We start from the raw sequence: 24,842 nt of genomic DNA, 5'->3' as shown, positions 1-24,842 counted from the left end.
CAACTCGGAATTACCCAATTTTTTGGCAAAACATGGTTGTCTGGCAAAGGAAACGGTTCAAGACACGTTTTTAAAGCTTGTTACTCGTTAGTTTCCGAAGATTCTTCTTCAGTCGTGTCGGCTTCTGAAGAAGGTGCAGGGGATTCAGCGGAAGTTACAATAATCTTATCTGAATCTTCCAATTGGGCTTTTAACTGACGCACTTGCGGATGCTCCAAATAGAATTCTGCAATCCCATCTTCGATTTGATCTTGGATCGTTCTACGCAGCGGGCGAGCACCCATCGTTGCACTGTAACCAAGATCCACCAATTTTTCTTGCACGTCTTGTGGAACATCGATATGCAGTTTTTGATGACTAAGGGTTTGATTGACATCATGCAGCATAAGTGACACGATCGATAACAAGTTTTCCTTGCTTAGTGCCTTGAATTCGATGATCCCGTCAAAGCGGTTGAGAAATTCTGGCGTAAAGTAATTGTTCAATTGATTTAACACGGAACGAGTGATGCCTTCACGTGCGGCACCAAAGCCAACATTGGCTTCAACTTTGCCGGTTCCGGCATTACTTGTCATGATGATCAGGGTATCTTTAAAGCTGACCGTACGTCCTTGGGCATCCGTCAAACGACCATCATCGAGAATTTGCAAGAACATATGCAATACATCAGGATGGGCTTTTTCCACTTCATCCAATAGAATCAAGCTGTAAGGATTCCGGCGAACTTTTTCAGTCAATTGACCTGCTTCTTCATAGCCGACATAGCCAGGAGGAGAGCCGATCAATTTTGATACACTGTGTTTTTCCATGTATTCTGACATGTCGAAACGAATCATTGCTTCTTCGGAGCCAAACATTTCATAAGCTAATTGTTTGGCTAATTCCGTTTTCCCGACACCGGTTGGACCGACGAAAAGGAAAGAGCCGATCGGACGATTTTGCTTCCCTAAACCAACCCGGTTTCTGCGAATCGCTTTGGCTACTTTATCGATTGCTTCATCTTGTCCGATAACTTTTGCTTTCAAGTCATCCGCGAGATTTTTTAATTGGGTTTGTTCTTTTTCTTTCAATTCGCCAACTGGAATATTCGTCCGTTCTTCAACGATTTGTTCCATGTCTTTTTCAGTAATGACTGGCGTTTCTTCTTCGCTGATTTGACGTTCTTTCATTTTTTGCAGTTTGTTGATTTGATCGCGATAGTAAGCAGCTTTTTCAAAATCTTCTTCTCGAGAGGCTGCTTGTTTTTGTTCTTCTGCTTCTTGCAATTTCTTTTCGATCGTTTTTGGATCAACGATTTGAATCGTCAAGTTTTTCTTCGAACCTGTTTCATCTAGTAGATCGATCGCTTTATCAGGCAAGAATCGGTCTTGGATGTAACGGTTAGAAAGGGTAGCGGCAGCTGCGATCGCTTCATCAGTATATTTCACATGATGATAATCTTCATAGCGTGGCTGCAGGCCTTTTAAAATACGAATGGTTTCTTCAACAGAAGGTTCATCCACACGCACTGGTTGCAAACGGCGTTCTAAAGCAGCGTCTTTTTCGATAATGCGGTATTCATTTAACGTCGTTGCTCCGACCATTTGTAGTTCTCCACGGGCAAGCGCTGGTTTTAAGATGTTTCCAGCATCCATATTACCGTCGCCAGCTGCACCAGCCCCAACGATTTCATGGACTTCATCAATAAACAAAATCACGTTTTCTGCTTGCTTGATTTCTTCAATCAATTTTTGGATGCGTTCTTCAAATTGGCCACGAATACCTGTACCTTGCACAAGAGAGGCAACGTCTAGGCGAATGACTTCTTTGTCCATCAGTTTTTGTGGCACATCGCCATCAACGATTTTTTGGGCTAACCCTTCAACGACGGCAGTTTTCCCAACTCCGGGTTCACCAATAAGAACAGGGTTATTTTTGGTTCGGCGATTAAGGATCTCGATCACTCGTTTGATCTCTGAATCACGACCAACGACTGGATCGACTTCGCCATCACGAGCCATTTGAGTGATATTAATGCCGTATTCTCCTAACAAACCTGCAGGTGCTTGGTTATTGCGTGGAGGCTGACCGCCGACAAAACCGTTACCGCCAGTTTGTGTCGGTGGAGTTTGTTCATAAGGGGTATTTCCTTGCTGCATTTGACGAGACATTTGACGGAATAGATCATCAAGATTGCCAAATCCAAAAGGATCTTGCGCCATTGCAGCTGCAGCATTCCCAGATTGAGCTTTTAATTTTTGGTAACAACTTTGACAATAATCGAGTTGTTTTCTTTGACCATTGACATTGGCATATAAATGAATTGAAGCTTCATTTTTGCCGCAACTTTGACAAAGCATAGATTCACGACCTTTCATATTTGTTCCAACAACCCTATTTTACGGCGCTTTTGATTGCTTGTAAAAGAAAAGGGGCTGTGGGCAAAGAAACGGTCACCTTCGAGGCAATGTATTATTGACCTTTACTGACCATGATTCTATTATACTAACTTTTTGTCAGACTGCAAGAATTTTACTCTGAAAAGTTCTCGCTGCTTTTTCATCTACAAAAGCGTCTTTTAAATAGAAATCAATTCAATTATAATAGAAAGAAAGAGGTGAGAATGGACGATGGAGAACAGAGATTTTGCTGTAGAAGTAGTGCGTTTACGCAATGGAGAGATCAAAGAATTGATTGTTCAACAGCCGGAATTTCTGGCATTTAGAGATGTCTGGCTCCAGCTGGAAGATCGGTCTTCTTTTGTCGGAGAAGCGGGGTTAAACGGGAAGATCATCTACCGTTATGTACAAGAAAATTAATAGGACATTTATTTCAATCGTTTATTTAAGAGAAAACGGTTGTCTATCGATGAAAAAAATGGTAATCTTAACAGTTGAAAGGGCGATTTTTTTCGGGTGTCATTGCATGCATGGAAATTTTGCCTTCACACAAAAAAACGTATCATAAAGGAGATTGATCAATATGGAAAAGAAAGATTTTCACGTAGTTGCTGAGACAGGGATTCACGCACGTCCAGCTACATTATTGGTTCAAACAGCAAGCAAATTTAACTCTGATATCAACTTAGAGTACAAAGGTAAATCAGTAAACCTTAAATCAATCATGGGCGTAATGTCATTAGGTGTTGGCCAAGGTTCTGATGTTACTATCACTGCTGAAGGTGCTGACGAAGCAGATGCAATCGCTGCAATCGTAGAAACAATGAAAAAAGAAGGTTTGTCTGAATAATGGTTGAGATGCTAAAAGGAATTGCTGCTAGTGATGGTGTAGCCGTTGCGAAAGCCTACCTGTTAGTACAACCTGATTTATCTTTTTCAAAAGTATCAGTTGAAGATACTGCAGCAGAGGAAGCACGCTTAGATGATGCGCTAGCGAAGTCAACAGCGGAATTACAACAAATCCGTGACAAAGCAGCACAAACTTTAGGTGAAGCAGAAGCACAAGTATTTGATGCTCATTTAATGGTTCTTTCAGATCCTGAGATGATCGGTCAAATCAAACAAAACGTGATAGATAACAAAGTCAATGCAGAAGCTGCGTTGAAAGAAGTTACTGACATGTATATTGGTATGTTTGAAGCAATGGATGACAATGCTTACATGCAAGAACGGGCAGCTGACATCAAAGATGTTGCGAAACGTATCTTGGCGCATTTGTTGAATGTGACTTTGCCTAATCCTTCAATGATCAACGAAGAAGTAGTCGTTGTTGCGCATGACTTGACACCAAGTGATACTGCACAATTAGACCGCAACTTTGTAAAAGCTTTTGTAACAGATATCGGTGGACGTACTTCTCATTCCGCTATCATGGCACGTTCTCTTGAAATCCCAGCAATCGTTGGAACAATGGAGATCACTGCAAAAGTGAAAGCGGGCGACATCTTAGCTGTTAACGGTATTATCGGTGACGTTATCGTCAACCCGACAGATGACCAAGCAGCTGAATTTGTTGAAGCTGGGAAAGCCTACGCAGAACAAAAAGCAGAATGGGAAAAATTGAAAGATGCTGAAACAGTTACCGCTGATGGTAAGCACTTTGAATTAGCTGCGAACATTGGAACGCCTAAAGATTTAGAAGGTGTCCACAACAATGGTGCAGAAGCAGTCGGTTTATACCGGACTGAATTCTTGTACATGGATTCTCCTGATTTCCCAACAGAAGAAGACCAATACAAAGCATACAAAGCAGTTTTAGAAGGAATGGCTGGCAAACCAGTGGTTGTCCGTACAATGGATATCGGTGGCGATAAAGAACTTCCTTACCTAAAATTGCCTCATGAAATGAATCCTTTCTTAGGCTATCGTGCATTGCGTATCAGCTTATCTGAACTTGGGGATGACATGTTCCGTACCCAACTTCGTGCGTTGTTACGTGCTTCTGCTCACGGCAACTTACGTATCATGTTCCCAATGGTGGCAACATTGAAAGAGTTCCGTACTGCGAAGAAAATGTATGAAGAAGAGCGTCAAAAATTGATTGACGAAGGCGTTGAGGTTTCTAACGAGATCCAAGTCGGAATCATGATCGAAATTCCAGCAGCTGCTGTCTTAGCAGACAAGTTTGCGAAGGAAGTTGACTTCTTCAGTATTGGTACCAATGACTTGATCCAATACACCATGGCTGCAGACCGCATGAATGAGCGCGTGTCTTACTTGTACCAACCATACAACCCATCAATTTTACGTTTAATCAAAAACGTGATCGACTCAGCGCATGCTGAAGGAAAATGGGCTGGTATGTGTGGAGAAATGGCCGGCGATCAAACTGCTGTGCCACTTCTTGTAGGTATGGGCTTAGATGAGTTCTCAATGAGTGCAACATCTGTTCTGAAAACACGTAGCTTAATGAAACGCTTGTCAACGACTGACATGCAAGAATTAGCAAAACGTGCTTTAGAAGATTGCGATACAATGGAAGAAGTTGTAGAGTTAATCGAACAGTATGTAAACTAATCATTTCTAGGCAACAAGCAATTTTTGCTTGTTGCCTTTTTTGTTTTAAGAAGACATTTTGTTTGAGTTGACTTGCAACAACTTACTACTTTTTTCAGAAAACGAACAGTTTTGTCATATCTTGGAATTAAGCTATGATTCCCTGAGTTTTTCCCGTATCATGGTTAAATGGGGAACAAAATCTAGGACCATGGTAGGAGTATCTCTGCGATCGCCTATGGTATACTAATATCAGATATAAGCATTTCCAAGGAGGAATCATCTTTGAAAGTACTTCTTTATTTTGAAGGAGAAAAATTATTAGCTAAATCAGGTATCGGTCGCGCATTGGCTCATCAGCAACGAGCGCTGACATCTGTCGGGATTCCTTTTACTCTTGATAAAAATGATGAGGATTATGACATTCTTCACATCAACACGTATGGAATCAATAGTATGCATATGGTCAACAAAGCCAAAAGACAAGGGAAAAAAGTGATTTACCATGCCCATTCTACAGAAGAGGATTTTCGGAATTCATTTATCGGTTCAAATCAGCTTTCGCCATTATATAAAAAATATTTGATCAATCTTTATTCCAGAGCCGATCAATTGATCACCCCGACCCCTTATTCGAAAGAACTTTTGGAAGGGTATGGTATCCAAGTGCCGATCGAAGCAATCTCAAACGGGATCGATCTTGACAAATATCAGCCGGATCAAGAGAAAGAAAAAGCCTTTCGTGAGTATTTCAATCTACTACCAGATCAAAAAGTGATTATATCGGTCGGTTTGTTTTTTGAACGAAAAGGCATTCTTGATTTTGTAGAGATAGCCAGACAATTGCCTGAGTATACGTTTATCTGGTTTGGTCATACACCAATGATGACGATTCCTAAGCAGATCCGCGACCTTGTCAATGAAGACCATCCAGAAAACGTGCTATTTCCCGGCTATATCAAAGGAGACATCATCGAAGGGGCATATTCAGCGGCTGATCTGTTCTTCTTTCCTTCCTATGAAGAAACAGAAGGAATTGTGGTCCTTGAGGCGTTAGCCAGCCACCAAAATGTGCTTGTTCGGGATATTCCTGTTTATAAAGGTTGGCTAAGCAATGGGCACAATGCATACATGGAAAAAAACAATCAAGGATTTATTGAGAAAATCAAAGGAATCGTGGAAGGCACGTTGCCACAGTTGAGTGAAGCCGGCTATGAAACGGCCAAGCAAAAAAGTATTGATGAAATCGGATATGAACTAAAAGAAGTTTATACAAAAGTGATGAATACGGAATGAAGAAACTAATGTAAAGTTTGGAGGGACCGTTTTGAAAATCGGATTTTTTACAGACACCTACTTCCCCCAGGTAAGTGGTGTGGCGACATCGATCAAGACATTGAAAGAAGAGCTTGAGAAAAAAGGCCATAAAGTCTATATCTTTACTACGACCGATCCAAATGCTGATCTGGATGAAGAAGATATCATTCGCATGCCAAGTGTCCCGTTTGTGTCCTTCAAAGACCGGCGAATCGTAGTGCGCGGCATGTTATATGCCTATTTGATCGCCAAAGAATTAGAGTTGGAATTGATCCATACCCATACCGAGTTTGGCTCTGGGATGTTAGGGAAAATGGTGGGGCGCAAATTGCAGATTCCTGTGATCCATACCTACCATACGATGTATGAAGACTACTTGCACTACATCGCCAACGGAAAGGTCTTACGACCATCTCACGTGAAATATCTTTCACGGCTCTTTGCCAACCACTCGACAGGTGTTGTTTGCCCAAGTGAACGAGTCATCGATACGCTGAGAGGGTATGGTGTGGTTTCACCGATGCGGATCATCCCCACAGGGATCGAAGTTGAGAAGTTTCGTCGACCGGACATTACAACTGACATGAAAAAAGAATTGCGGGAGAAATTGGGTATCACTGAGAATCAGCCCATGCTGCTTTCCCTCAGTCGTATTTCCTATGAAAAAAATATTCAGGCAATCATCGACGGGATGCCAGAAATTTTAACGAAGATTCCTGATGCGCAATTAGTGATCGTTGGGAAAGGTCCACATAAAGAAAAATTAGAAGAAAAAGTGGTGGATATGGCTTTATCTGACCATGTTCAATTTGTCGGTGAAGTGGCGAATGATAAGGTAGCGATCTATTATCATGCGGCAGATTACTTCGTCAGTGCCTCCACCTCAGAAACACAAGGTTTGACTTACACGGAAGCAATGGCCGCTGGGACACCATTAGTCGTTGAAGGCAATGACTACTTAAACACCTTGATCGATGATCCGTCTTTAGGCGTCACCTATGAGAGTGATCGGGATTTCGCAAAAGCATTTATTGATTATTATGAACGAAAGATTCCTGCTGATCCCGAAGTTCTTGCTAGGAAGATGTATGAGATTTCGGCACTACGTTTTGGTGAGTCGATGCTGTCTTTCTATCATGACATGGTCGCTTATTATGAAACAGAACGCATCGAAAAAGAAACCGAGCAAACATTAGAAAAATTCAAAGTTAAATTGAAGGCATTTCGCCGAACGATTGATTAAACAGAAAATTTTCGCAAGTTCATGTTTTTAGCGTATACTAAAGACATGAACTTTTTTATTTTGGAGGGATCTGCATGAAATTAGGATTTATCGGTACTGGCGTCATGGGTCAAGCGATGGTTGGTCATCTCTTAGCTGCAGGACATACAGTGAATGTTTACAATCGGACGAAAGCAAAAACAGATGAACTCGTTGCGAATGGAGCAATTTGGTGTGACACCCCAACAGAAGTTGCATCAGAAAGTGAAATCATCTTTACAATGGTTGGTTATCCATCTGACGTTGAAGAGGTTTACTATGGGCCTCAAGGGATTTTTCAAACGACTGTGACAGGCAAAACATTGGTGGATTTTACCACCAGCACCCCTGATTTGGCAGAACGAATCTACCAGACAGCGAAGGAAAAAGGAGCAGCGAGTATTGATGCGCCAGTTTCTGGTGGTGATCTTGGTGCGAGAAACGCCACGCTAACGATTATGGTTGGTGGCGATGAAGAAGCTTACCAACAAGTAAAACCACTTTTTGAAGTATTAGGAAAGACGTTTCAACTTCAAGGAGGGGCAGGGAAGGGTCAGCATACGAAAATGGCCAATCAGATCATGATTGCCGGAACTATGACGGGGATGACAGAAATGCTGGTCTATGCAAACCAAGCGGGTCTAGATTTACCACGAGTGATTGACACGCTTTCTGGCGGTGGGGCAGCCAATTGGTCCATGACGAATTACAGTCCACGTATCCTAAAAGAGGATTATTCACCAGGCTTTTTTGTCAAACATTTCATCAAAGATTTGGGGATCGCTTTGGATGAAGCCAAGAAGATGGGATTGGATTTGCCGAGCACCACTTTAGCTAAAAAATTGTATGATCAGTTGGCTGAAAAAGGCTTCGAAAATGACGGAACGCAGGCGCTGATTAAACTTTGGTGGCAAGATGAAAAAAAATCTTAAAATGACAAAAAAAATACGAAAAATCAATGCAAGATAGAGGATGTTTTGATACAATATAACGGACAGAAAAAGGAGGCTTACGAATGAAAAGTTCGCAATTAGTCGCTATCATCAAACGTTTAGAAGCGATGGTCGAAGCGCAAGACAATGAAGTTCAAGTACGTCGTTTTGAAAAAGAAGGCGTCGAAAAATGTACCGTTACTTATGACAATTCGACAGAAACGTTTGAATTAACGGAAGCAGAATCAAGTCAATCTTATCAATTTGATAACGTTGATATTGTAGCCATGGAAATCTATGATTTGATCCAATAAGAATGAGTGAGACGTTCGTCGTCATTTTCTCATTTCTATACAGCAAGCCTACTGGGGCTTGCTGTTTTTTATTTATCTGCTGCTTTTTCTTGGCGATACAGGTGATTGAGGATGATCCCTAATGGATCGAGATCTTTCGGGGCTAAAGGAAGCGCAGCGCTTGCTGGCGGAAGTGGCTGGAATGTTTCTTCAGGAGAAAGAATGTTTGTTTGGATCAACTTGCCAAAGCTAACTTGATAGTATTTGATTTGAGTCGTCTGTGATCCTGGCTCCTCTAAGTCAAGGGGTATAGAAAAAATCACTTCTGGTTCTTGAATAAACTGATTGACCCTCACGATTTCTTGGTAAAAGCTTTGCGCCGAATGGATTTCTCCCTGTAGCAAACTTGCTTGTTCAAATAATAAATGATCAATAAGATAGGTTAAGCGTTCATCCAAAAGTGAGAAGCACTCGGTTTTTTGTCCAGCAAAAAAACAGCCGATCTCTCGCCACTTCTCTTCCAAGGGATACGCCTCCATTTGAGGGAGTTGCTTACGTAAGGTCAATAGCGTCAGTTCGTTGACAGTCGGCAATTGAAAGGTTTCTGACAATAATTGAAACAACATCGGCAATTTTTTTGTTTGCCGAAAGGGACCATAACTGCCAATTTGTGGTGTTTGAGTGATCGTGAAGCTATGATTCGTCAAGTCAACAAAGCAGTAGTTGGCTGAATGGTTCATTTGTCGGTTGTAGATAGGATGAAAAGCTTGGATCAAACGACATTCAAGTAATAGTGCATCCAATTCTGTATCTGTTTCGATCGTTTCAAAATCAACGACATTATAAACAAGTCGAAGCACCTTATTGGCATGCTGCTGGTTTTTTCGGAAGTAGGAAACGACACGCTGTTTCAATGATTTGGCTTTTCCTACATACAAGACTTCGTTGTGCTGATCTTTCATTAGATAAACACCAGGCTTTTCAGGCAGGGCATTTGCTTTGTTTTTTAGAAACTCTTTGTTCGGATTCATCGATCGTTCCTCTCCTTCCTCCAAAGAGTAGCAGATGAAGTGTAAGAGAGCAACGTTTGCTGGCCATTGACAAGAAAAAATTAGAAATAGAGTGGAGGCAACGCAATGATAAACTTTGACATTCAAAGGAAATTTCTCTATAACGGAAACGGATTATTTTGTCAACTCGCAGCTTTTAAAATCTTAGAAAATCAATTCTTAAATAAAAATGCGCTTAAAAATAAAAAAAGTTCGAAAAAATTCTTGCATTTCTCAATAACTTCCGATATAGTTTGACTATCAAATGATTTGATTATCAAAGTATTCGGATGGTGAAGGTTATGGAACCCAATTTAGAAACAGTTAATGACTACTTAGTCAGCGTCTTTAATGACATCTTAGTGATTGAAGAATCTGAATTGAAAAAATCTCAATTCAAAGACCTTTCAATTACCGAAATGCATACCATCGAAGCCATCGGGATGTACAAAAAAAAGACCACGACTGAAGTTGCCAAAGAGCTTTCGATCACTGTTGGGACTTTGACCATCGCGATCAATCGTTTGGTGAAAAAAGAATATGTAGAACGGATTCGCAGTGAAGATGATCGGCGAGTCGTCAAACTAGGTTTGACGAAAAAAGGAAAACTCCTTTATCGTGTTCATCAGCATTTTCATCGTGAGATGGTGAAAGGTGTCTTGAGTCAGATGTCTCCTGAAGAGGAACAGGCACTGTTGAAAGCACTGAAAAATCTGCATGACTTTTTACAAGATTATAAGTGAGAATAATGGATGAATATGTTTGGGAAAATTACCGCGACTGCAAGTTATGTTCCAGAAAAAATCGTAACAAATGATGATCTATCAAATTTGATGGATACTTCAGATGAATGGATTCATTCTCGTACGGGAATCAAACGTAGAAGAGTCGCTGTTGGCGAAAACACTTCTGACCTTTGTATTCGCGTCGCTCAAACGCTCTTGCAAGATGCTCAGCTTTCAGCAGAAAGTCTAGATTTTATCTTGGTAGCGACGATCACACCGGATTTCAATACACCGGCGGTTGCTTGCCAAGTCCAAGGAGCGATTGGGGCAGTCAATGCCTTTGCTTTTGATATCAGTGCAGCATGTGCTGGTTTCGTTTATGCATTGTCTATGGCTGAAAAACTGATTCGAACGGGCGCTAAAAAAGGATTGGTCATCGGTGGAGAAGTACTTTCAAAAGTCTTGGATTGGAACGACCGTTCGACGGCTGTTTTATTCGGAGATGGTGCCGGTGGTCTATTGCTGGAAGCATCTTCAGAGCAGCATTTGCTCAAAGAGTCTTTAAAAGCAGATGGGAAGCGAGGCATGTCCTTGACATCTGGTTTTCGCACGAATGAGAATCCTTTTTCACAAAACGCTCCGGCGTATAGTGCTTGTATGCAAATGATTGGACGAGAAATCTTTGATTTTGCGACGCGTGATGTGGTCGCCTCGATCAATGATCTGACACAAGATGAAGCAATCGATTATTTTTTGCTTCACCAAGCAAATTCTCGTATTTTAGACAAAGTTGCTCGCAAGCTGAAGCAGCCCCGTGAGAAATTTTTGCAAAATATGCAAGATTATGGCAATACTTCGGCAGCCTCGATTCCGTTATTGCTAGATGAAGAAATCAAACGAGGTACACTGTCCCTTGGCAGTGGTCAAAAAGTGGTGTTCTCAGGTTTTGGCGGCGGATTGACATGGGGAACTATGTTAGCCACCTTATAACTTGTTCACGAAACAAAATTACTATTGAAAAACACATTGGAGGAATATACACATGGTATTCGAAAAAATTCAAGAAATCGTAGCAGAAGAATTAGGAAAAGAAAAAGAAGAAATCAAATTGAACACGAACATCCAAGAAGATTTAGAAGCAGATAGCTTGGATCTTTTCCAAATCATTAACGAGATCGAAGATGAATTCGATGTGAAGATCGAAACAGAAGATGGTATCACAACCGTTGAAGATCTAGTTAAATATGTAGAAAAACAACAAGCATAAAACAAAGGCTAGGCAGACAGCCTAGCCTTTCCTTTTTAAGAACGTGTTTTTGCTGATTCATAGACGAACTGCAAGAATCCATGTTCTCCAACGATAACCATCAAAGTAATGAAGGAGTGCAAAATGAAGACAGCCTTTTTATTTAGCGGTCAAGGTGCACAGTACCCAAAAATGGGGGAAGAGCTCTATCACCAAGAAGCAATCGTTCGTGAGACGTTTGAACAGGCCAGCACGATTCTAGGATATGATATGGCCGAGTTATGCTTTACTGAAAACGAACGTTTAAACCAGACGGAATATACACAGCCTGCCATTTTAACAGTAAGCACGGCTTTTTGGCGACTTTTGGATGCGCAAGAAATCAAAGCAGATGCTGTTGCTGGCTTGAGTTTAGGTGAATATACAGCCTTAGTCGCTAGTGGTGCGCTTGATTTCCAGACCGCAGTCGCATTGGTGCAAAAGCGCGGTCGGTATATGGCAAGTGCGGCGCCAGCAGGTGTTGGGAAAATGGTCGCTGTGATGAACACACCCGCTGAAACGATTGAAGAAATCTGTAAAGAAGCAAGTCAAGCCGGGATTGTGACACCAGCCAATTACAATACGCCGCAGCAGATCGTCATTGGAGGTGAAGCGCCGGCAGTGGATAAAGCGGTGGAATTGTTACAAGCTGCTGGAACCAAACGGGTGATTCCTTTAAATGTCAGTGGTCCTTTCCATACTGCTTTGTTGGAACCCGCATCGCAGCAATTAGCACAGGAATTAGATCAAATCACCTTTGATGAGTTGCAAGTACCTGTCATCAGCAATACGACCGCGCAGCCAATGCAGCAAGACCAAATCAAGGAACTGTTGACGCTGCAAGTGAAATCGCCAGTGCGTTTTTACGAAAGCATTGCGACACTAAAGCAGCTTGGCATCCAACATGTCATCGAGATCGGACCAGGAAAAGTATTGAGCGGTTTTATGAAGAAAATAGACAAAGAAATCCAGACTGCGCGTGTAGAAGATAGCCAAACGTTGGCAGATACACTAGCCCGATTCAACTAGGAGGAATTTATGGATCTGCAAAATAGAAACGTCTTTGTAACTGGTAGCTCGCGAGGGATCGGTTTTACCATCGCGGAAGCCTTTGCCAAAGAAGGAGCGAATATCGTTTTAAATGGACGAAAAGAAATTCCCCAGTCACTGATCGATCGCATCACCAGCTATGGCGTGAAATGTGTAGCGATCAATGGGGACATTTCTGATTTTGAACAAGCGGCAACCATGCTTTTAGAAGCAGAAGCGGCAGTCGGACCGATCCACATTTTAGTCAATAATGCCGGGATCACGAATGACAAATTATTGTTGAGAATGAAACCCGAAGATTTTGATTCAGTGATCAAAATCAATTTGACTGGTACCTTCAATATGACGCAGCACGCGTTGAAAAAAATGATGAAGCTGCGAGAAGGCCGCATCATCAATTTGACGAGTGTGGTCGGCTTGACGGGAAATATCGGGCAAGCCAACTATGCGGCAAGTAAAGCTGGCGTGATCGGTTTTACGAAATCTGCCGCTCGTGAAGGTGCCGCTCGGGGGATCACCTGCAATGCGATCGCCCCAGGTTTTATCGAAACAGAGATGACTGAAGTGCTGTCGGATAAAGTCAAAGAACAATCATTGGCTAATATTCCATTACAGCGTTTTGGATCCACACAGGATGTTGCACAAACAGCAGTCTTTTTAGCAAAAAGCCCCTACATCACTGGTCAGGTGATCAGTGTAGACGGCGGGATGGCAATGCAAGGGTAGGAGGAAGAATAGATGAATCGAGTAGTAGTTACAGGATACGGCGTCACTTCTCCAATCGGAAATGACCCAGAAACATTTTTAGCAAGTTTACAAAACGGGACCAACGGCATCGGCCCGATTACAAAATTTGACGCAGAAGCAACAGGGATCTCAGTTGCCGCTGAAGTCAAAGATTTTCCGTTAGAAAAGTACTTCGTTAAAAAAGATACGAAGCGGATGGATCTTTTTTCCATTTATGGAATTTATGCGGCGTTAGAAGCGATGGAAATGGCGAAGTTAGATACAGAAACCATTGATGTGGATCGTTTTGGCGTGATGGTTGGTTCAGGGATCGGTGGCTTGCCAACGATTCAAGACCAAGTGATTCGGATGCATGACAAAGGAGCAAATCGAGTATCACCAATGTTCGTACCGATGTCGATTGTAAATATGGTTGCCGGCAACATTGCGTTACGGGTAGGTGCGAAAGGCATTTGTACGACGACTGTTTCCGCCTGTGCTTCTGGTACCCATTCAATCGGTGAAGCTTTTCGGAACATCAAGCATGGCTATGCAGATGTTATGATCGCTGGTGGTTCAGAAGCGACGATCTGTGAAATCGGTATCGCTGGTTTTGCGTCTCTGACGGCGTTAACCACTGAATCAGACCCTGACAAAGCTTCCGTTCCGTTTGATAAAAATCGTAGTGGGTTTGTCATGGGTGAAGGCGCTGGTGTCTTCATTTTAGAATCATTGGCGCATGCGCAAAAACGTGGGGCAACGATTTTAGGTGAAGTCGTGGGGTACGGTGCGAACTGTGATGCCTACCATATGACTGCACCAAACCCTGATGGATCAGGTGCTGGAAAAGCAATGAAATTGGCGATGCAAGAAGCGGCGATCACCCCAGCTGAAGTTGGCTACATCAATGCCCACGGTACAAGCACACCTGCCAATGACAGTGCAGAAGCGACATCGATCCAATACGGATTAGGGGAAGACTATAAAAAACCATATGTCAGCAGTACAAAGTCAATGACTGGTCATTTGCTTGGGGCGGCTGGTGGAATCGAAGCCATTGCTTCACTATTAGCATTACAACATCAATTTATTCCACCAACCATCAACGTGACAGAACAAGATCCTGAGATCGACTTGAACGTTGTTATCAATCAAAGCCAACCAGCAGATTTGACCTATGCCATGAGTAATTCACTTGGGTTTGGCGGTCATAATGCAGTGATCTTGCTGAAACGTTGGGAGGAAGCGTAATTGGAAACACATGAGGTAAAAGAGCTGCTCAGCCAATTCGATCAATCGACGTTAACTGAGCTTCAATTAAAAAAAGAGACCTTTGAACTTTATTTTAATAAAAATACGACAAGTGGGCTACAAAATGCATCCTCTGCACCTGCAGCGAATGCTGCGCCAACTCCTGTTGCACCAACGCCTGCTGTCTCAGCAACACCTGACACAGTAGAAACGGCAAAACCTGCCTTAGAGGGCAAAGAAGTTGTCTCTCCATTAGTGGGTGTCGTTTATTTGAAACCAAGTCCTGATAAAGACAACTTCAAACAAATCGGCGATCACGTGAAAAAAGGCGATATTCTTTGTATCGTGGAAGCGATGAAAGTCATGAATGAAATCGTCAGCGACGTTGATGGCGAATTAGTTGAAGTCTTGGTTGAAAGCGAACAAATCGTTGAATACAATCAACCATTATTCCGTGTGAAAGAAGGGTAAAGCAATGAGCGCATTAACGATTCAAGAAATCAAAGAAATCATCCCTCATCGTTATCCGATGCTTTTAGTGGATCGGGTAGAGGAGTTAGAAGAAGGCAAACGGGTCGTTGCGAAGAAAAACGTTACTATCAATGAGCCATTTTTCCAAGGTCATTTTCCCCATGAACCAGTGATGCCCGGAGTATTGATCGTGGAAGCAATGGCGCAAGCAGGTGCTGTGGCATTGCTATCATTGGAAGATTTTCGTGGGAAAACTGCCTACTTTGGCGGTTTAGACAAAGCGAAATTCAGAAAAAAAGTAACACCAGGCGATACCTTGATCTTAGAAGTAGAAATAATCAAAGTGAAATCTGCAGCCGGCATCGGCAAAGGAATTGCCTATGTTGATGGAAAAAAAGTGGCGGAAGCAGAATTGACTTTCATGATTGGATAGGTGAGACATGTTTTCTAAAGTATTGATCGCAAACCGTGGCGAAATCGCCGTACGTATCATTCGCGCTTGTCGTGAATTAGGTATTCAAACGGTCGCCGTTTATTCAGAAGCAGATAAAGAAGCGTTGCATACAGAGCTTGCCGATGAAGCGATTTGTATCGGACCTGCCAAAGCAGCCGACTCTTATTTGAATGTACAGCAGATCCTAAGCGCTGCGATCGTCACAAAGGCTGAGGCGATCCATCCCGGATTTGGCTTTCTTTCAGAGAATAGCCGCTTTGCTGCGATGTGCGAGGAATGCAATATCGTCTTTATTGGGCCAAAGAGTGAGACTATCGATGCAATGGGAAACAAGATCAATGCAAGACGCTTGATGATCGAAGCAGAAGTACCGGTCATTCCCGGAAGCAAAGGCGCGATTTCTGATGTGGAAGAAGCTTTAACGATCGCTGAAGAGATTGGTTACCCGGTCATGCTCAAAGCAGCAGCCGGCGGTGGCGGTAAAGGGATACGGAAAGTCGCAGATAAAGAAGCATTGCCGCATCATTTTGCTTCCGCACAGCAAGAGGCGAAAGCGGCATTTGGCAACGATGAAATGTACATTGAAAAAATCATTTATCCTGCTCGACACATAGAAGTGCAAGTGTTAGGTGATTCTTTTGGTAATATTATCCACCTTGGTGAACGCGATTGCTCGCTACAACGCAACAACCAAAAAGTGTTGGAGGAATCTCCTTCTGTGGTGATTTCTGAAAGCAAGCGAGCAGAACTAGGAGAAGCAGCGGTACGTGCCGCACAAGCGGTAGGGTATCGTAATGCTGGCACGATCGAGTTTTTAATGGCGGACACTGGGGAGTTTTATTTCATGGAAATGAACACTCGAATCCAAGTGGAACACCCCATCACCGAAATGGTGACAAACATTGATCTAGTCAAAAAACAACTTGAAGTCGCTAGTGGTGAACCGCTAGGCTTGACGCAAGCAGACATCAAGATGACGGGCGCGGCGATCGAATGTCGGATCAATGCAGAAAATCCAGCCTTCAATTTTGCACCCTCTCCTGGTAAGATCAACAATTTGTTTTTACCAAGTGGCGGTCTAGGCGTTCGTGTAGACAGTGCCATGTATTCCGGCTACACGATCCCACCTTATTATGATTCGATGATCGCTAAAGTGATTGTTCACGGTGAGAATCGTTTTGAAGCATTGATGAAAATGCAGCGGGCGTTAGCTGAATTAGTGACCGATGGTGTCATTACGAATGCAGAATTCCAAATGGACTTGATCAGTCACCCGAAAGTGATTGCGGGAGACTATACTACCGCCTTTTTACAAGAGGAATTTTTGCCGAATTGGACACCTGAACAATAGGAGGGAAGTTGAGTGGCTTTATTTAAGAAAAAAAACTACATTCGCATCAATCCTAATCGAGGTCAGCTGCCAACGAACGAACCAGTCGTCCCAGATAATCTTTGGGCGAAATGTCCTAGTTGCAAACGAACGCTTTATACGAAGGAGATGGGGGCAGAGAAAGTCTGTCCTCACTGCGGATATAATTTCCGAATCAGTGCCTGGGAACGGATCGCTATCACGATTGATGAGAAAAGTTTTGAAGAATGGGACACAGATGTAACCACAAAAGATCCTCTTGATTTTCCTGAATATTTGGATAAAGTCGCACAAATGCAAGAAAAAACTGGGTTGCATGAGGCTGTCCTCACAGGAGAAGCAAAAGTTCAAGGATTGCCGTTAGCGATCGGGATCATGGATGCGAATTTCATCATGGGCAGTATGGGAACGGTCGTGGGGGAGAAGATCACCCGTTTGTTTGAACGTGCGATCGAAAAACAGCTACCAGTTGTTCTTTTTACCGCTTCAGGTGGTGCACGGATGCAAGAAGGAATTTTGTCACTGATGCAAATGGCAAAAATCTCTGCGGCGGTAAAACGCCACAGTAAAGCTGGCTTGTTTTATCTAACGGTTTTAACGGACCCGACCACCGGTGGCGTCACCGCTAGTTTTGCGATGGAAGGGGATATCATCCTGGCAGAACCGCAAGCCTTGATCGGTTTTGCTGGACGACGTGTGATTGAACAAACCATTCGTCAGGAACTACCTGAAGACTTTCAAAAAGCAGAGTTTCTGTTAGATCATGGCTTTGTCGATCAAATCGTTCCACGGACGAACTTGCGGGAGAAAATCCACCATTTGATTTCTTTGCATACGCGGAAAGGATGGGATCGCAATGACTAGAGCAGCCCACGAAATCGTTGAACTCGCTCGCAGCAAAGACCGTTTGACGGCACTGGATTACTTTGAAGGCATTTTTTCTGAGTTTGAAGAGTTTCATGGAGACCGTCTGTTTGGCGAAGATGAAGCTGTCGTTGGTGGGATCGCTTGTTTAGATGGCAAGCCAGTGACCGTGATCGGTATTCAAAAAGGCCGTAATCTGCCTGAAAACTTACGCAGAAACTTTGGCTCGCCACATCCGGAAGGCTATCGCAAAGCGTTACGCTTAATGAAGCAAGCCGAAAAATTTCAGCGACCTGTGGTCACATTGATCAATACAGCAGGGGCATTTTGCGGTATTGGTGCGGAAGAGCGCGGGGAAGGGGAAGCAATTGCCCGTAACTTGATGGAAATGTCCGATTTAACGGTGCCAATTCTGGCAATCATTATTGGTGAAGGCGGCAGTGGCGGTGCCTTAGCACTGGCATTAGGCGATGAAGTGTGGATGATGGAACATTCGATCTATGCGATTTTATCTCCCGAAGGCTTTGCTTCGATCCTATGGAAAGATGGCAGCCGTGCCAAAGAAGCTGCTGGCTTGATGAAGATCACTGCCCAAGAACTATATGAATTAGGCGTTATTGAAAAAGTGATTGCTGAAACCAATGAAGAGGCCTTTTTACCGAAAGAGCAATTGATGGAACAGATGAAAGCGGCAATCTCAACGAAACTTGCTGAACTTTCTACCTTACAAACAGAAGAATTGCTTGAGGCAAGGTATCAGCGTTTTCGCCGATTTTAACAACTAGGATATCCACTCTAATTAGAGGAAGGATATCCTAGTATTTTTTTATTGAAAGTGTTATTGAATAAATCGTGCAAATGACAAAGTTTTTAGTTTAAAATTTAATTATTCTGTGCTACTATGTATATATTCTGAATATAAGAAGATTATATTGCATAAATATTTGTTTTGAAGAGGAGCGTTTTTAATGAAAAAATTATTTGGAGCACTTGTTGTATTGACGGGGATTTTGGTTTTAGGAGCTTGTGGGAATGGCGGCTCATCGAGTACTGGAAGTTCTAGTGCCAGCGGTTCGGCGGATAATCAATTGGAAGCCATCAAAGCAGCTGGTGTGTTAAATGTGGCAACTTCTGCTGACTTTGCCCCGTTTGAATTCCATGCCTTGATCGATGGCAAAGATACGATCGTGGGCGCAGATATCGATATGGTCAATGAGATCGCTGATCGTCTTGGTGTTGAAGTAAATATTTTGGACCTTGATTTCAATGCTGTTTTGACTGCTTTGCAACAAGGAAAAGCCGATATCGCTGTTTCAGGCATCTCAGCAACTGACGAACGTAAACAGACTTTTGATTTCACCGACAACTATTTTACACCAGAACAAAAATTAGTTGTCAATAAAAATAACGAGTCGGCATTTGATTCAATCGAAAGCTTGTCTGGCAAAAAAGTAGGCGCTCAAAAAGGCTCGATCCAAGAAATGATCGTTCAAGACCAATTAGCTGATTCGCAATTGGTTTCCATTGCCAAAGTCCCGAATCTAGTCAATGAATTGAAACAAGGCTCGATCGACGGTTTGGTCCTTGAAAGTGCGGTTGCTGAATCGTATGTTGCACAAAATGATGACCTCGTGATCACTGATGTAGCATTAGAAGCATCTGAAGGCGATTCTTATGCAATTGCTTTACCTAAAGGGAGTACCGAACTACAAGAAGAGCTAAACAGTATTTTGAAAGAATTGATTGAAGATGGTACAATCGATGAGTATGTACAAAAGAACACAGATCTAGCCAATGAAAATGCGGCGCAATAGATAGAACGGAGTAGACACAATTATGGATTTATCCTTTTTAGCGATATATTACCCTTATTTTCTTTCTGGTGTGGTGATCACCATCGTGATCTCTATCATCACCGTGATCTTTGGAACGATTCTAGGGGTGATTTTTGCCCTAATGAAATTATCAAAAGTGACGCCTTTGCGCTGGTTTGCTAATGCGTATATTGAAGTCATCCGCGGCACACCGATGCTTGTGCAAATTTTGATCGCTTTTGGTCTTTTGCAAGGAATGTTTGCTTTGCCGACGGTCTCAATCGGCGTGCTGAGTCTTGATTTTGGGCGGCTCTTCCCAGGGATCATTGCCTTATCACTAAATTCCGGGGCATACGTTGCTGAAATCGTCCGAGGGGGGATCAATGCCGTTGATTACGGACAAACAGAAGCGGCAGGATCTTTAGGGCTGCGGCCTTTTCAAACGATGCGTTATGTCGTGTTGCCACAAGCACTACGCAACATTTTGCCGCCACTAGGCAATGAATTTATCGTTTTGATCAAGGATTCCTCTTTGCTTTCAACGATCGGTATCTATGAGTTAATGAACAGTGCCCAGATCGTTGTCACCAGTTCTTTCCAACCGTTAACGCCTTTTTATGTAGCGGCGGTCATTTACTTCATCTTGACGTTTACGACTTCGCGACTATTGAGTTTATGGGAAAAGAAACTAGGCAAAGGCTATCGTCGTTAAAAGGAGAAGACAAGCTATGATGTTAGATATTCAAGATTTACACAAAACCTTTGGCAGCAATCAAGTGCTAAAAGGGATCACCACGACGATCGATCAAGGAGAAGTCGTGGTGGTGATTGGGCCATCTGGGTCAGGAAAAAGTACGTTTTTACGCTGTTTAAACCTATTAGAAGTACCGACAAGCGGGAAGATATTTTTTGAAGGAACCGATATTACCGATCCAAAAAATGATTTATATAAGATGCGGGAAAAAATGGGTATGGTTTTTCAAAATTTTAATCTTTTTCCGAATATGACGGTTTTAGAAAACATTACCTTGTCCCCGACGAAAGTCAAAAAGGTAGCAAAATCGGCAGCGGATCAGTTGGCAAAACAACTTCTGAATGATGTCGGTTTACCAGATAAAGCAAAAGCTTATCCTCAAAGTCTTTCTGGTGGACAAATGCAGCGGATCGCCATCGCACGAGCTTTGGCGATGGAACCGGATGTGATGCTCTTTGATGAACCGACTTCTGCGTTAGATCCTGAAATGGTTGGCGAAGTATTGTCCGTTATGCAGCGTTTGGCTCAGCAAGGAATGACGATGGTCATCGTCACTCATGAAATGGGCTTTGCGAAGGAAGTCGCGGATCGGATTTTATTTATGGATCAGGGAATCATTATGGAGGAAGGAACGCCAGAACAGATCTTTGATCATCCGAAAAATCCACGAACCATTGATTTTTTGAGTAAAGTATTGTAAACTGCGAGAAGTTCGCAGTTGTTAGAGATAAATTTGGACCTTTCCTAAGCATCCTTTCAGTAAAAGGATGCTTTTTTGACGGAAAAATGACTACATTGAAGAAGTGATAGAACAAACGGTTGTCTTGGCAGGTTCCTTTTTCAGTTCTTTTACAAGAAACCTGCAGAAACTGGCGCACTTGCTAGTATTCAAAAAGATTCTATTGTATAATTACAGGTTGAAGAGGTCTGATCTTGATAGAAACCATCTGCGTGATTTTATGCAGATCGGACTGTTTCTTTTTAAGGATCGACAATTTGGATCGTTGACGAGTCGCCGATTTTTAATATGCGAAGAAATTATGCAGCAAAGGAGATTTTATGTTTTCAAATTATAAACCGACTTGGATGGTCGATGCGATTTATAAAATTACGCCCAGCCAACTTAAGGCACAGGGAATCAAGGGGATTTTGACTGACCTTGACAATACCTTGATTGCTTGGAACAATCCTGATGGAACCGAAGAATTAAAAAACTGGTTATTGGAAATGAAAAACGCTGGCATACCGGTGATAGTGGTTTCTAACAACAATAGTGAACGAGTGGCACGGGCAGTTGCCCCCTTTGGCTTAAAGTACGTACACCGCGCATTAAAACCTTTTTCAAGAGGGATCAAACAAGGGTATCAGCAATTAGGTTTGAAAAAAGAAGAGGTCGTCATGATCGGTGATCAAATCATGACGGATGTACGAGGTGCCAATCGTGCCGGTGTTCGCAGTATTTTAGTGAAACCAGTGATCCCAACGGATTCTTGGAAAACCCAGTTTAATCGAGCGGCAGAAAGAAAAATCATGAACTATCTATTGAAACATAACCCAGAGCTAAAATGGCGTGGAGGAATTTAATATGACAGAAGGAATCGAAGAAATTCACTGTATCGGCTGCGGGGCATTGATTCAAACAACAAACCCTAACGAATTGGGTTACACCCCGCAATCTGCATTAGAAAAAGGAATTGAATCAGGAGAAGTCTATTGTCAACGTTGCTTCCGCTTGCGCCATTACAATGAGATTCAAGATGTTTCGCTGACAGACGATGATTTTCTGCGTTTACTGAATGAAATCGGAGAAAAAGATGCCTTGATCGTTAATGTCGTCGATATTTTTGATTTTAATGGTTCATTGATCCCAGGACTGCACCGCTTTGTTGGGAATAATCCTGTCTTATTAGTGGGCAACAAGGTGGATATTTTACCGAAATCTTTGAAAAAATCGAAGATGACCCAATGGATGAAGGAACGTGCCCATGAAGCTGGCTTAAGACCCGTCGATGTATTATTGACGAGCGCCAAGAAACCAGGTGAAACGGAAGCTTTACTGCAAGCGATCGAAACGTATCGTGAAGGACGCGATGTGTATGTGGTTGGTGTGACAAATGTTGGGAAATCGACATTGATCAATCAAATCATCAAACAAACAGCGGGGATCAACGAACTGATCACGACTTCGCGCTTTCCTGGAACCACATTGGATAAAATCGAGATTCCATTGGACGATGGGCACTTTTTGATCGACACACCAGGAATCATTCATCGTCATCAAATGGCGCATTATCTAGGTAAAAAAGATCTAAAAATCGTGGCACCAGCCAAAGAGATCAAACCGAAAGTGTATCAATTGAATCCAGAACAAACCTTGTTCTTAGGAGGACTTGCCCGGTTTGATTTCATTCTAGGAGAACGCAGTTCATTTATTGCTTATGTAGCAAATGATGTGGCGATCCATCGGACCAAATTAACGAAAGCCGATGAGTTTTATGAGAAACATGTTGGTGGGCTGCTGCAGCCGCCGCGAGCAGATGAAGTGGCGGATTTTCCTGAACTCGTCCGTTTTGAATTTTCAATCAAAGAAAAAACCGACATCGTTTTTGCGGGACTTGGCTGGATCACGATCACCAAACCGTGTGTCATCGCCGGGTGGGCGCCAAAAGGTGTCGATGTGCTTAGACGTAAAGCATTAGTATAAGGAAGAAGGAAGATTATGGACTTACGAGGAAAACAAAAAAGATTTTTACGAAGTGAAGCGCACCATTTAAATCCGATTTTTCAAATCGGCAAAGGCGGCTTGAATGACGCAATGATGGCGCAAATTGAAGAAGCACTAGAAAAACGAGAATTGATCAAAGTCTCATTGCTCCAAAATACCGATGAGGTTGCTGACGAAGCAGCTGAAACGATCCGTGAGAAAGTCGGCTGTGAAGTGGTACAGATCATCGGACGAGTGATCGTTTTATTCAAACCGTCAAGCAAAGAAAAATACCAAACGATTTCAAGCAAAGTTCGTTCAATTTAGGAGGGAAAAGGCATGCAAGGACAAACATTTGGCAAGGTACAAACGGTTTTAGAAACACAAACACAAGAACTGGTACCGAAAAAGCAAGTGGGCATTCTTGGTGGAAATTTTAATCCAGTACACTACGCACATCTGGTCATGGGTGAGCAAGTAGGGCAAGCATTAGGGCTGGATAAAGTTTATTTCATGCCTGAGTATTTACCGCCTCATGTTGATGAGAAAAAGACGATCCCAGCTGAGCACCGCTTGGCGATGTTGGAGTTGGCGATCGCCGATAATCCGCGATTTGCTGTAGAGACCATTGAGTTGGAACGAAAAGGGAAGAGTTATACAGTTGATACGATGCGGGAATTGACAGCTAAGAATCCAGATACTAATTATTATTTTATCATTGGCGGAGATATGGTGAACTATTTACCAAAATGGCATCAAATCGATGAGCTGATGGAATTGGTAACGTTTGTGGGGGTTCGCCGCCCGGAAGTGCCCATTGACAGTCCATACCCGATTATTTGGATTGATATCCCCTTGATGGATGTCAGCTCAACGACAATTCGTAAAAAAGTACAACAAGGTTGTTCCGTTCGCTACTTATTGCCAGATAATGTGTTACATTATATTCAAGAAAAGGGGTTGTACTTGGATGAAGAGTGAACACTACACACAAGCAGAACGGGAACTTTTGATGCAAAAGGTCCAAATGCAGATGAGTCAAAAGCGCTTTGAGCATGTGTTGGGTGTCGAAAAAACCGCCGTTGCCCTTGCGGAAAAATATGGCGCTTCACCGGTCAAAGCCAGCATTGCTGCTTTGACTCATGATTATGCAAAAGAACGCAGCGATGAAGAATTTCGATTAGTCATTCGTAGAGATGGCTTTGATTTGGATCTCTTGAACTGGAACAATGCGATCTGGCATGGACTCGTCGGTGCTGATTTCGTTCAACGAGAATTAGAGATCGATGATGAAGAAATCTTACAAGCGATCCGTTTGCACACCACCGGAGCTGCCAAGATGAGCCTACTAGATAAAATCATCTATGTGGCAGATTATATCGAACCCGGACGAACGTTTCCTGGAGTCGTTGAGGCTAGGGAAATCGCAATGATCGACTTAGATGCCGCTGTTGCTTACGAAACGAAACATACCTTGCTTCATTTGATCGAAACAGAAGCAGTTATCTACCCAAAAACGATCGAAACCTACAATTTTTGGGTAGCCAAATATAGGAGGGAATTACCATAGATAGTCAGAAAATATTAGA

28 protein-coding genes are annotated in these 24,842 nt (G+C 42.7%); 26 read left to right on the top strand and 2 right to left on the bottom strand.

Translation table 11 applies throughout. The features are described 5' to 3' along the window. Window positions 1-80 precede the first annotated feature (80 nt). The gene (locus CO692_RS17140; RefSeq protein ID WP_192940714.1) at window positions 81-2,339 is read right to left on the bottom strand and encodes an ATP-dependent Clp protease ATP-binding subunit; all 2,259 of its coding nucleotides are present in this window, start codon (window positions 2,337-2,339) and stop codon (window positions 81-83) included. A 270-nt stretch (window positions 2,340-2,609) separates the two neighbouring features. On the opposite strand from CO692_RS17140, the gene CO692_RS17135 reads away from it, so the two are divergent. From CO692_RS17135 to CO692_RS17105, 7 genes are all read left to right on the top strand, one after another. Continuing rightward, entirely contained in the window at window positions 2,610-2,798 is a 189-nt protein-coding gene (locus CO692_RS17135; protein WP_096742807.1) for a hypothetical protein, read from the top strand. 163 nt (window positions 2,799-2,961) lie between these two features. Further along, a complete protein-coding gene (locus CO692_RS17130; RefSeq protein ID WP_003126335.1) occupies window positions 2,962-3,228 on the top strand; it encodes a phosphocarrier protein HPr in 267 nt (88 codons plus the stop codon). After that, window positions 3,228-4,955, top strand: coding sequence for a phosphoenolpyruvate--protein phosphotransferase (gene ptsP / locus CO692_RS17125; protein ID WP_096742806.1), 1,728 nt, complete (start codon window positions 3,228-3,230; stop codon window positions 4,953-4,955). Before CO692_RS17130 ends, ptsP begins: the two co-directional genes overlap by 1 nt. A gap of 264 nt (window positions 4,956-5,219) precedes the next feature. Further along, window positions 5,220-6,230, top strand: a complete 1,011-nt coding sequence (locus tag CO692_RS17120; protein ID WP_077454380.1) for a glycosyltransferase — start codon at window positions 5,220-5,222, stop codon at window positions 6,228-6,230. 31 nt (window positions 6,231-6,261) lie between these two features. Next, window positions 6,262-7,494: a glycosyltransferase family 4 protein gene (locus CO692_RS17115; RefSeq protein WP_005225884.1), complete on the top strand. Its 1,233-nt coding sequence runs from the start codon at window positions 6,262-6,264 to the stop codon at window positions 7,492-7,494. A 74-nt stretch (window positions 7,495-7,568) separates the two neighbouring features. Further along, window positions 7,569-8,444 (top strand): NAD(P)-dependent oxidoreductase, encoded by an 876-nt coding sequence (locus CO692_RS17110; protein WP_096742805.1) that lies wholly within the window; start codon window positions 7,569-7,571, stop codon window positions 8,442-8,444. Window positions 8,445-8,527: 83 nt separating this feature from the next. Then, window positions 8,528-8,758, top strand: coding sequence for a YkuJ family protein (locus tag CO692_RS17105; RefSeq protein ID WP_005225886.1), 231 nt, complete (start codon window positions 8,528-8,530; stop codon window positions 8,756-8,758). Window positions 8,759-8,826: 68 nt separating this feature from the next. Here the strand turns inward: CO692_RS17105 and CO692_RS17100 are convergent, their stop codons facing one another. Then, window positions 8,827-9,768 carry a GIY-YIG nuclease family protein gene (locus CO692_RS17100; protein WP_096742804.1) on the bottom strand — a complete coding sequence of 314 codons (942 nt, stop codon included), beginning with the start codon at window positions 9,766-9,768 and terminating at the stop codon, window positions 8,827-8,829. A gap of 320 nt (window positions 9,769-10,088) precedes the next feature. Here CO692_RS17100 and CO692_RS17095 point away from each other — a divergent pair, with 320 nt between their 5' ends. The 19 genes from CO692_RS17095 to yqeK all read left to right on the top strand — a co-directional run bounded on the left by CO692_RS17095 (window position 10,089) and on the right by yqeK (window position 24,823). Continuing rightward, window positions 10,089-10,529 carry a MarR family winged helix-turn-helix transcriptional regulator gene (locus tag CO692_RS17095; RefSeq protein WP_008378199.1) on the top strand — a complete coding sequence of 147 codons (441 nt, stop codon included), beginning with the start codon at window positions 10,089-10,091 and terminating at the stop codon, window positions 10,527-10,529. A gap of 9 nt (window positions 10,530-10,538) precedes the next feature. Further along, window positions 10,539-11,501 carry a beta-ketoacyl-ACP synthase III gene (locus tag CO692_RS17090; RefSeq protein WP_096742803.1) on the top strand — a complete coding sequence of 321 codons (963 nt, stop codon included), beginning with the start codon at window positions 10,539-10,541 and terminating at the stop codon, window positions 11,499-11,501. A gap of 52 nt (window positions 11,502-11,553) precedes the next feature. Beyond that, complete coding sequence (locus CO692_RS17085; RefSeq protein WP_005225890.1) at window positions 11,554-11,778, top strand: acyl carrier protein; 225 nt, start codon at window positions 11,554-11,556, stop codon at window positions 11,776-11,778. A 123-nt stretch (window positions 11,779-11,901) separates the two neighbouring features. Then, on the top strand, window positions 11,902-12,825 hold the full coding sequence (gene fabD / locus CO692_RS17080) for an ACP S-malonyltransferase (protein WP_096742802.1): 924 nt from the start codon (window positions 11,902-11,904) through the stop codon (window positions 12,823-12,825). A 9-nt stretch (window positions 12,826-12,834) separates the two neighbouring features. Continuing rightward, on the top strand, window positions 12,835-13,572 hold the full coding sequence (fabG, locus tag CO692_RS17075; protein WP_077454375.1) for a 3-oxoacyl-[acyl-carrier-protein] reductase: 738 nt from the start codon (window positions 12,835-12,837) through the stop codon (window positions 13,570-13,572). Window positions 13,573-13,584: 12 nt separating this feature from the next. Further along, window positions 13,585-14,823, top strand: coding sequence for a beta-ketoacyl-ACP synthase II (gene fabF, locus CO692_RS17070; protein WP_008378187.1), 1,239 nt, complete (start codon window positions 13,585-13,587; stop codon window positions 14,821-14,823). After that, window positions 14,824-15,294, top strand: a complete 471-nt coding sequence (accB, locus tag CO692_RS17065; RefSeq protein WP_096742801.1) for an acetyl-CoA carboxylase biotin carboxyl carrier protein — start codon at window positions 14,824-14,826, stop codon at window positions 15,292-15,294. Between the two features lie 4 nt (window positions 15,295-15,298). Next, a complete protein-coding gene (gene fabZ / locus CO692_RS17060) occupies window positions 15,299-15,727 on the top strand; it encodes a 3-hydroxyacyl-ACP dehydratase FabZ (RefSeq protein WP_005225895.1) in 429 nt (142 codons plus the stop codon). A 7-nt stretch (window positions 15,728-15,734) separates the two neighbouring features. Further along, complete coding sequence (locus CO692_RS17055) at window positions 15,735-17,099, top strand: acetyl-CoA carboxylase biotin carboxylase subunit (protein WP_005225896.1); 1,365 nt, start codon at window positions 15,735-15,737, stop codon at window positions 17,097-17,099. Window positions 17,100-17,111: 12 nt separating this feature from the next. After that, entirely contained in the window at window positions 17,112-17,981 is an 870-nt protein-coding gene (gene accD, locus CO692_RS17050; protein WP_096742800.1) for an acetyl-CoA carboxylase, carboxyltransferase subunit beta, read from the top strand. Then, entirely contained in the window at window positions 17,974-18,759 is a 786-nt protein-coding gene (locus CO692_RS17045) for an acetyl-CoA carboxylase carboxyl transferase subunit alpha (protein ID WP_077454372.1), read from the top strand. The genes accD and CO692_RS17045 overlap by 8 nt, the downstream gene beginning before the upstream one ends. A 190-nt stretch (window positions 18,760-18,949) precedes the next feature. Further along, window positions 18,950-19,795, top strand: coding sequence for a transporter substrate-binding domain-containing protein (locus CO692_RS17040; protein WP_005225899.1), 846 nt, complete (start codon window positions 18,950-18,952; stop codon window positions 19,793-19,795). A gap of 22 nt (window positions 19,796-19,817) precedes the next feature. Continuing rightward, the gene (locus CO692_RS17035; protein ID WP_005225900.1) at window positions 19,818-20,507 is read left to right on the top strand and encodes an amino acid ABC transporter permease; all 690 of its coding nucleotides are present in this window, start codon (window positions 19,818-19,820) and stop codon (window positions 20,505-20,507) included. A gap of 16 nt (window positions 20,508-20,523) precedes the next feature. Beyond that, on the top strand, window positions 20,524-21,249 hold the full coding sequence (locus tag CO692_RS17030; RefSeq protein WP_005225901.1) for an amino acid ABC transporter ATP-binding protein: 726 nt from the start codon (window positions 20,524-20,526) through the stop codon (window positions 21,247-21,249). Between the two features lie 359 nt (window positions 21,250-21,608). Then, on the top strand, window positions 21,609-22,133 hold the full coding sequence (locus CO692_RS17020) for a YqeG family HAD IIIA-type phosphatase (RefSeq protein WP_008378174.1): 525 nt from the start codon (window positions 21,609-21,611) through the stop codon (window positions 22,131-22,133). A gap of 1 nt (window position 22,134) precedes the next feature. Continuing rightward, the gene (yqeH, locus tag CO692_RS17015; RefSeq protein ID WP_096742799.1) at window positions 22,135-23,253 is read left to right on the top strand and encodes a ribosome biogenesis GTPase YqeH; all 1,119 of its coding nucleotides are present in this window, start codon (window positions 22,135-22,137) and stop codon (window positions 23,251-23,253) included. A gap of 15 nt (window positions 23,254-23,268) precedes the next feature. Further along, window positions 23,269-23,580 carry a ribosome assembly RNA-binding protein YhbY gene (gene yhbY / locus CO692_RS17010; protein ID WP_005225905.1) on the top strand — a complete coding sequence of 104 codons (312 nt, stop codon included), beginning with the start codon at window positions 23,269-23,271 and terminating at the stop codon, window positions 23,578-23,580. Between the two features lie 12 nt (window positions 23,581-23,592). Then, window positions 23,593-24,234: a nicotinate-nucleotide adenylyltransferase gene (locus tag CO692_RS17005; RefSeq protein ID WP_005225906.1), complete on the top strand. Its 642-nt coding sequence runs from the start codon at window positions 23,593-23,595 to the stop codon at window positions 24,232-24,234. After that, on the top strand, window positions 24,224-24,823 hold the full coding sequence (gene yqeK / locus CO692_RS17000) for a bis(5'-nucleosyl)-tetraphosphatase (symmetrical) YqeK (protein ID WP_081118631.1): 600 nt from the start codon (window positions 24,224-24,226) through the stop codon (window positions 24,821-24,823). Before CO692_RS17005 ends, yqeK begins: the two co-directional genes overlap by 11 nt. The last annotated feature ends 19 nt before the right edge of the window (window positions 24,824-24,842 follow it).

It is taken from the genome of Enterococcus sp. FDAARGOS_375, from assembly GCF_002393265.1.
Lineage (GTDB): Bacteria > Bacillota > Bacilli > Lactobacillales > Enterococcaceae > Enterococcus_D > Enterococcus_D innesii.
Note: the sequence above shows the minus strand (reverse complement) of the source record. Positions and strands in the feature narration are given on the sequence as shown.

Bases quoted from the DNA above. Each gene is read 5' to 3' on its own strand.
- CO692_RS17140 (WP_192940714.1), bottom strand. From the start codon at position 2,339: ATGCTTTGTCAAAGTTGCGGCAAAAATGAAGCTTCAATTCATTTATAT.
- CO692_RS17135 (WP_096742807.1), top strand. From the start codon at position 2,610: ATGGAGAACAGAGATTTTGCTGTAGAAGTAGTGCGTTTACGCAATGGA.
- CO692_RS17130 (WP_003126335.1), top strand. From the start codon at position 2,962: ATGGAAAAGAAAGATTTTCACGTAGTTGCTGAGACAGGGATTCACGCA.
- ptsP (WP_096742806.1), top strand. From the start codon at position 3,228: ATGGTTGAGATGCTAAAAGGAATTGCTGCTAGTGATGGTGTAGCCGTT.
- CO692_RS17110 (WP_096742805.1), top strand. From the start codon at position 7,569: ATGAAATTAGGATTTATCGGTACTGGCGTCATGGGTCAAGCGATGGTT.
- CO692_RS17105 (WP_005225886.1), top strand. From the start codon at position 8,528: ATGAAAAGTTCGCAATTAGTCGCTATCATCAAACGTTTAGAAGCGATG.
- CO692_RS17100 (WP_096742804.1), bottom strand. From the start codon at position 9,768: ATGAATCCGAACAAAGAGTTTCTAAAAAACAAAGCAAATGCCCTGCCT.
- CO692_RS17095 (WP_008378199.1), top strand. From the start codon at position 10,089: ATGGAACCCAATTTAGAAACAGTTAATGACTACTTAGTCAGCGTCTTT.
- CO692_RS17090 (WP_096742803.1), top strand. From the start codon at position 10,539: ATGAATATGTTTGGGAAAATTACCGCGACTGCAAGTTATGTTCCAGAA.
- CO692_RS17085 (WP_005225890.1), top strand. From the start codon at position 11,554: ATGGTATTCGAAAAAATTCAAGAAATCGTAGCAGAAGAATTAGGAAAA.
- fabD (WP_096742802.1), top strand. From the start codon at position 11,902: ATGAAGACAGCCTTTTTATTTAGCGGTCAAGGTGCACAGTACCCAAAA.
- fabG (WP_077454375.1), top strand. From the start codon at position 12,835: ATGGATCTGCAAAATAGAAACGTCTTTGTAACTGGTAGCTCGCGAGGG.
- fabF (WP_008378187.1), top strand. From the start codon at position 13,585: ATGAATCGAGTAGTAGTTACAGGATACGGCGTCACTTCTCCAATCGGA.
- fabZ (WP_005225895.1), top strand. From the start codon at position 15,299: ATGAGCGCATTAACGATTCAAGAAATCAAAGAAATCATCCCTCATCGT.
- CO692_RS17055 (WP_005225896.1), top strand. From the start codon at position 15,735: ATGTTTTCTAAAGTATTGATCGCAAACCGTGGCGAAATCGCCGTACGT.
- CO692_RS17045 (WP_077454372.1), top strand. From the start codon at position 17,974: ATGACTAGAGCAGCCCACGAAATCGTTGAACTCGCTCGCAGCAAAGAC.
- CO692_RS17040 (WP_005225899.1), top strand. From the start codon at position 18,950: ATGAAAAAATTATTTGGAGCACTTGTTGTATTGACGGGGATTTTGGTT.
- CO692_RS17035 (WP_005225900.1), top strand. From the start codon at position 19,818: ATGGATTTATCCTTTTTAGCGATATATTACCCTTATTTTCTTTCTGGT.
- CO692_RS17030 (WP_005225901.1), top strand. From the start codon at position 20,524: ATGATGTTAGATATTCAAGATTTACACAAAACCTTTGGCAGCAATCAA.
- CO692_RS17020 (WP_008378174.1), top strand. From the start codon at position 21,609: ATGTTTTCAAATTATAAACCGACTTGGATGGTCGATGCGATTTATAAA.
- yqeH (WP_096742799.1), top strand. From the start codon at position 22,135: ATGACAGAAGGAATCGAAGAAATTCACTGTATCGGCTGCGGGGCATTG.
- yhbY (WP_005225905.1), top strand. From the start codon at position 23,269: ATGGACTTACGAGGAAAACAAAAAAGATTTTTACGAAGTGAAGCGCAC.
- CO692_RS17005 (WP_005225906.1), top strand. From the start codon at position 23,593: ATGCAAGGACAAACATTTGGCAAGGTACAAACGGTTTTAGAAACACAA.
- yqeK (WP_081118631.1), top strand. From the start codon at position 24,224: ATGAAGAGTGAACACTACACACAAGCAGAACGGGAACTTTTGATGCAA.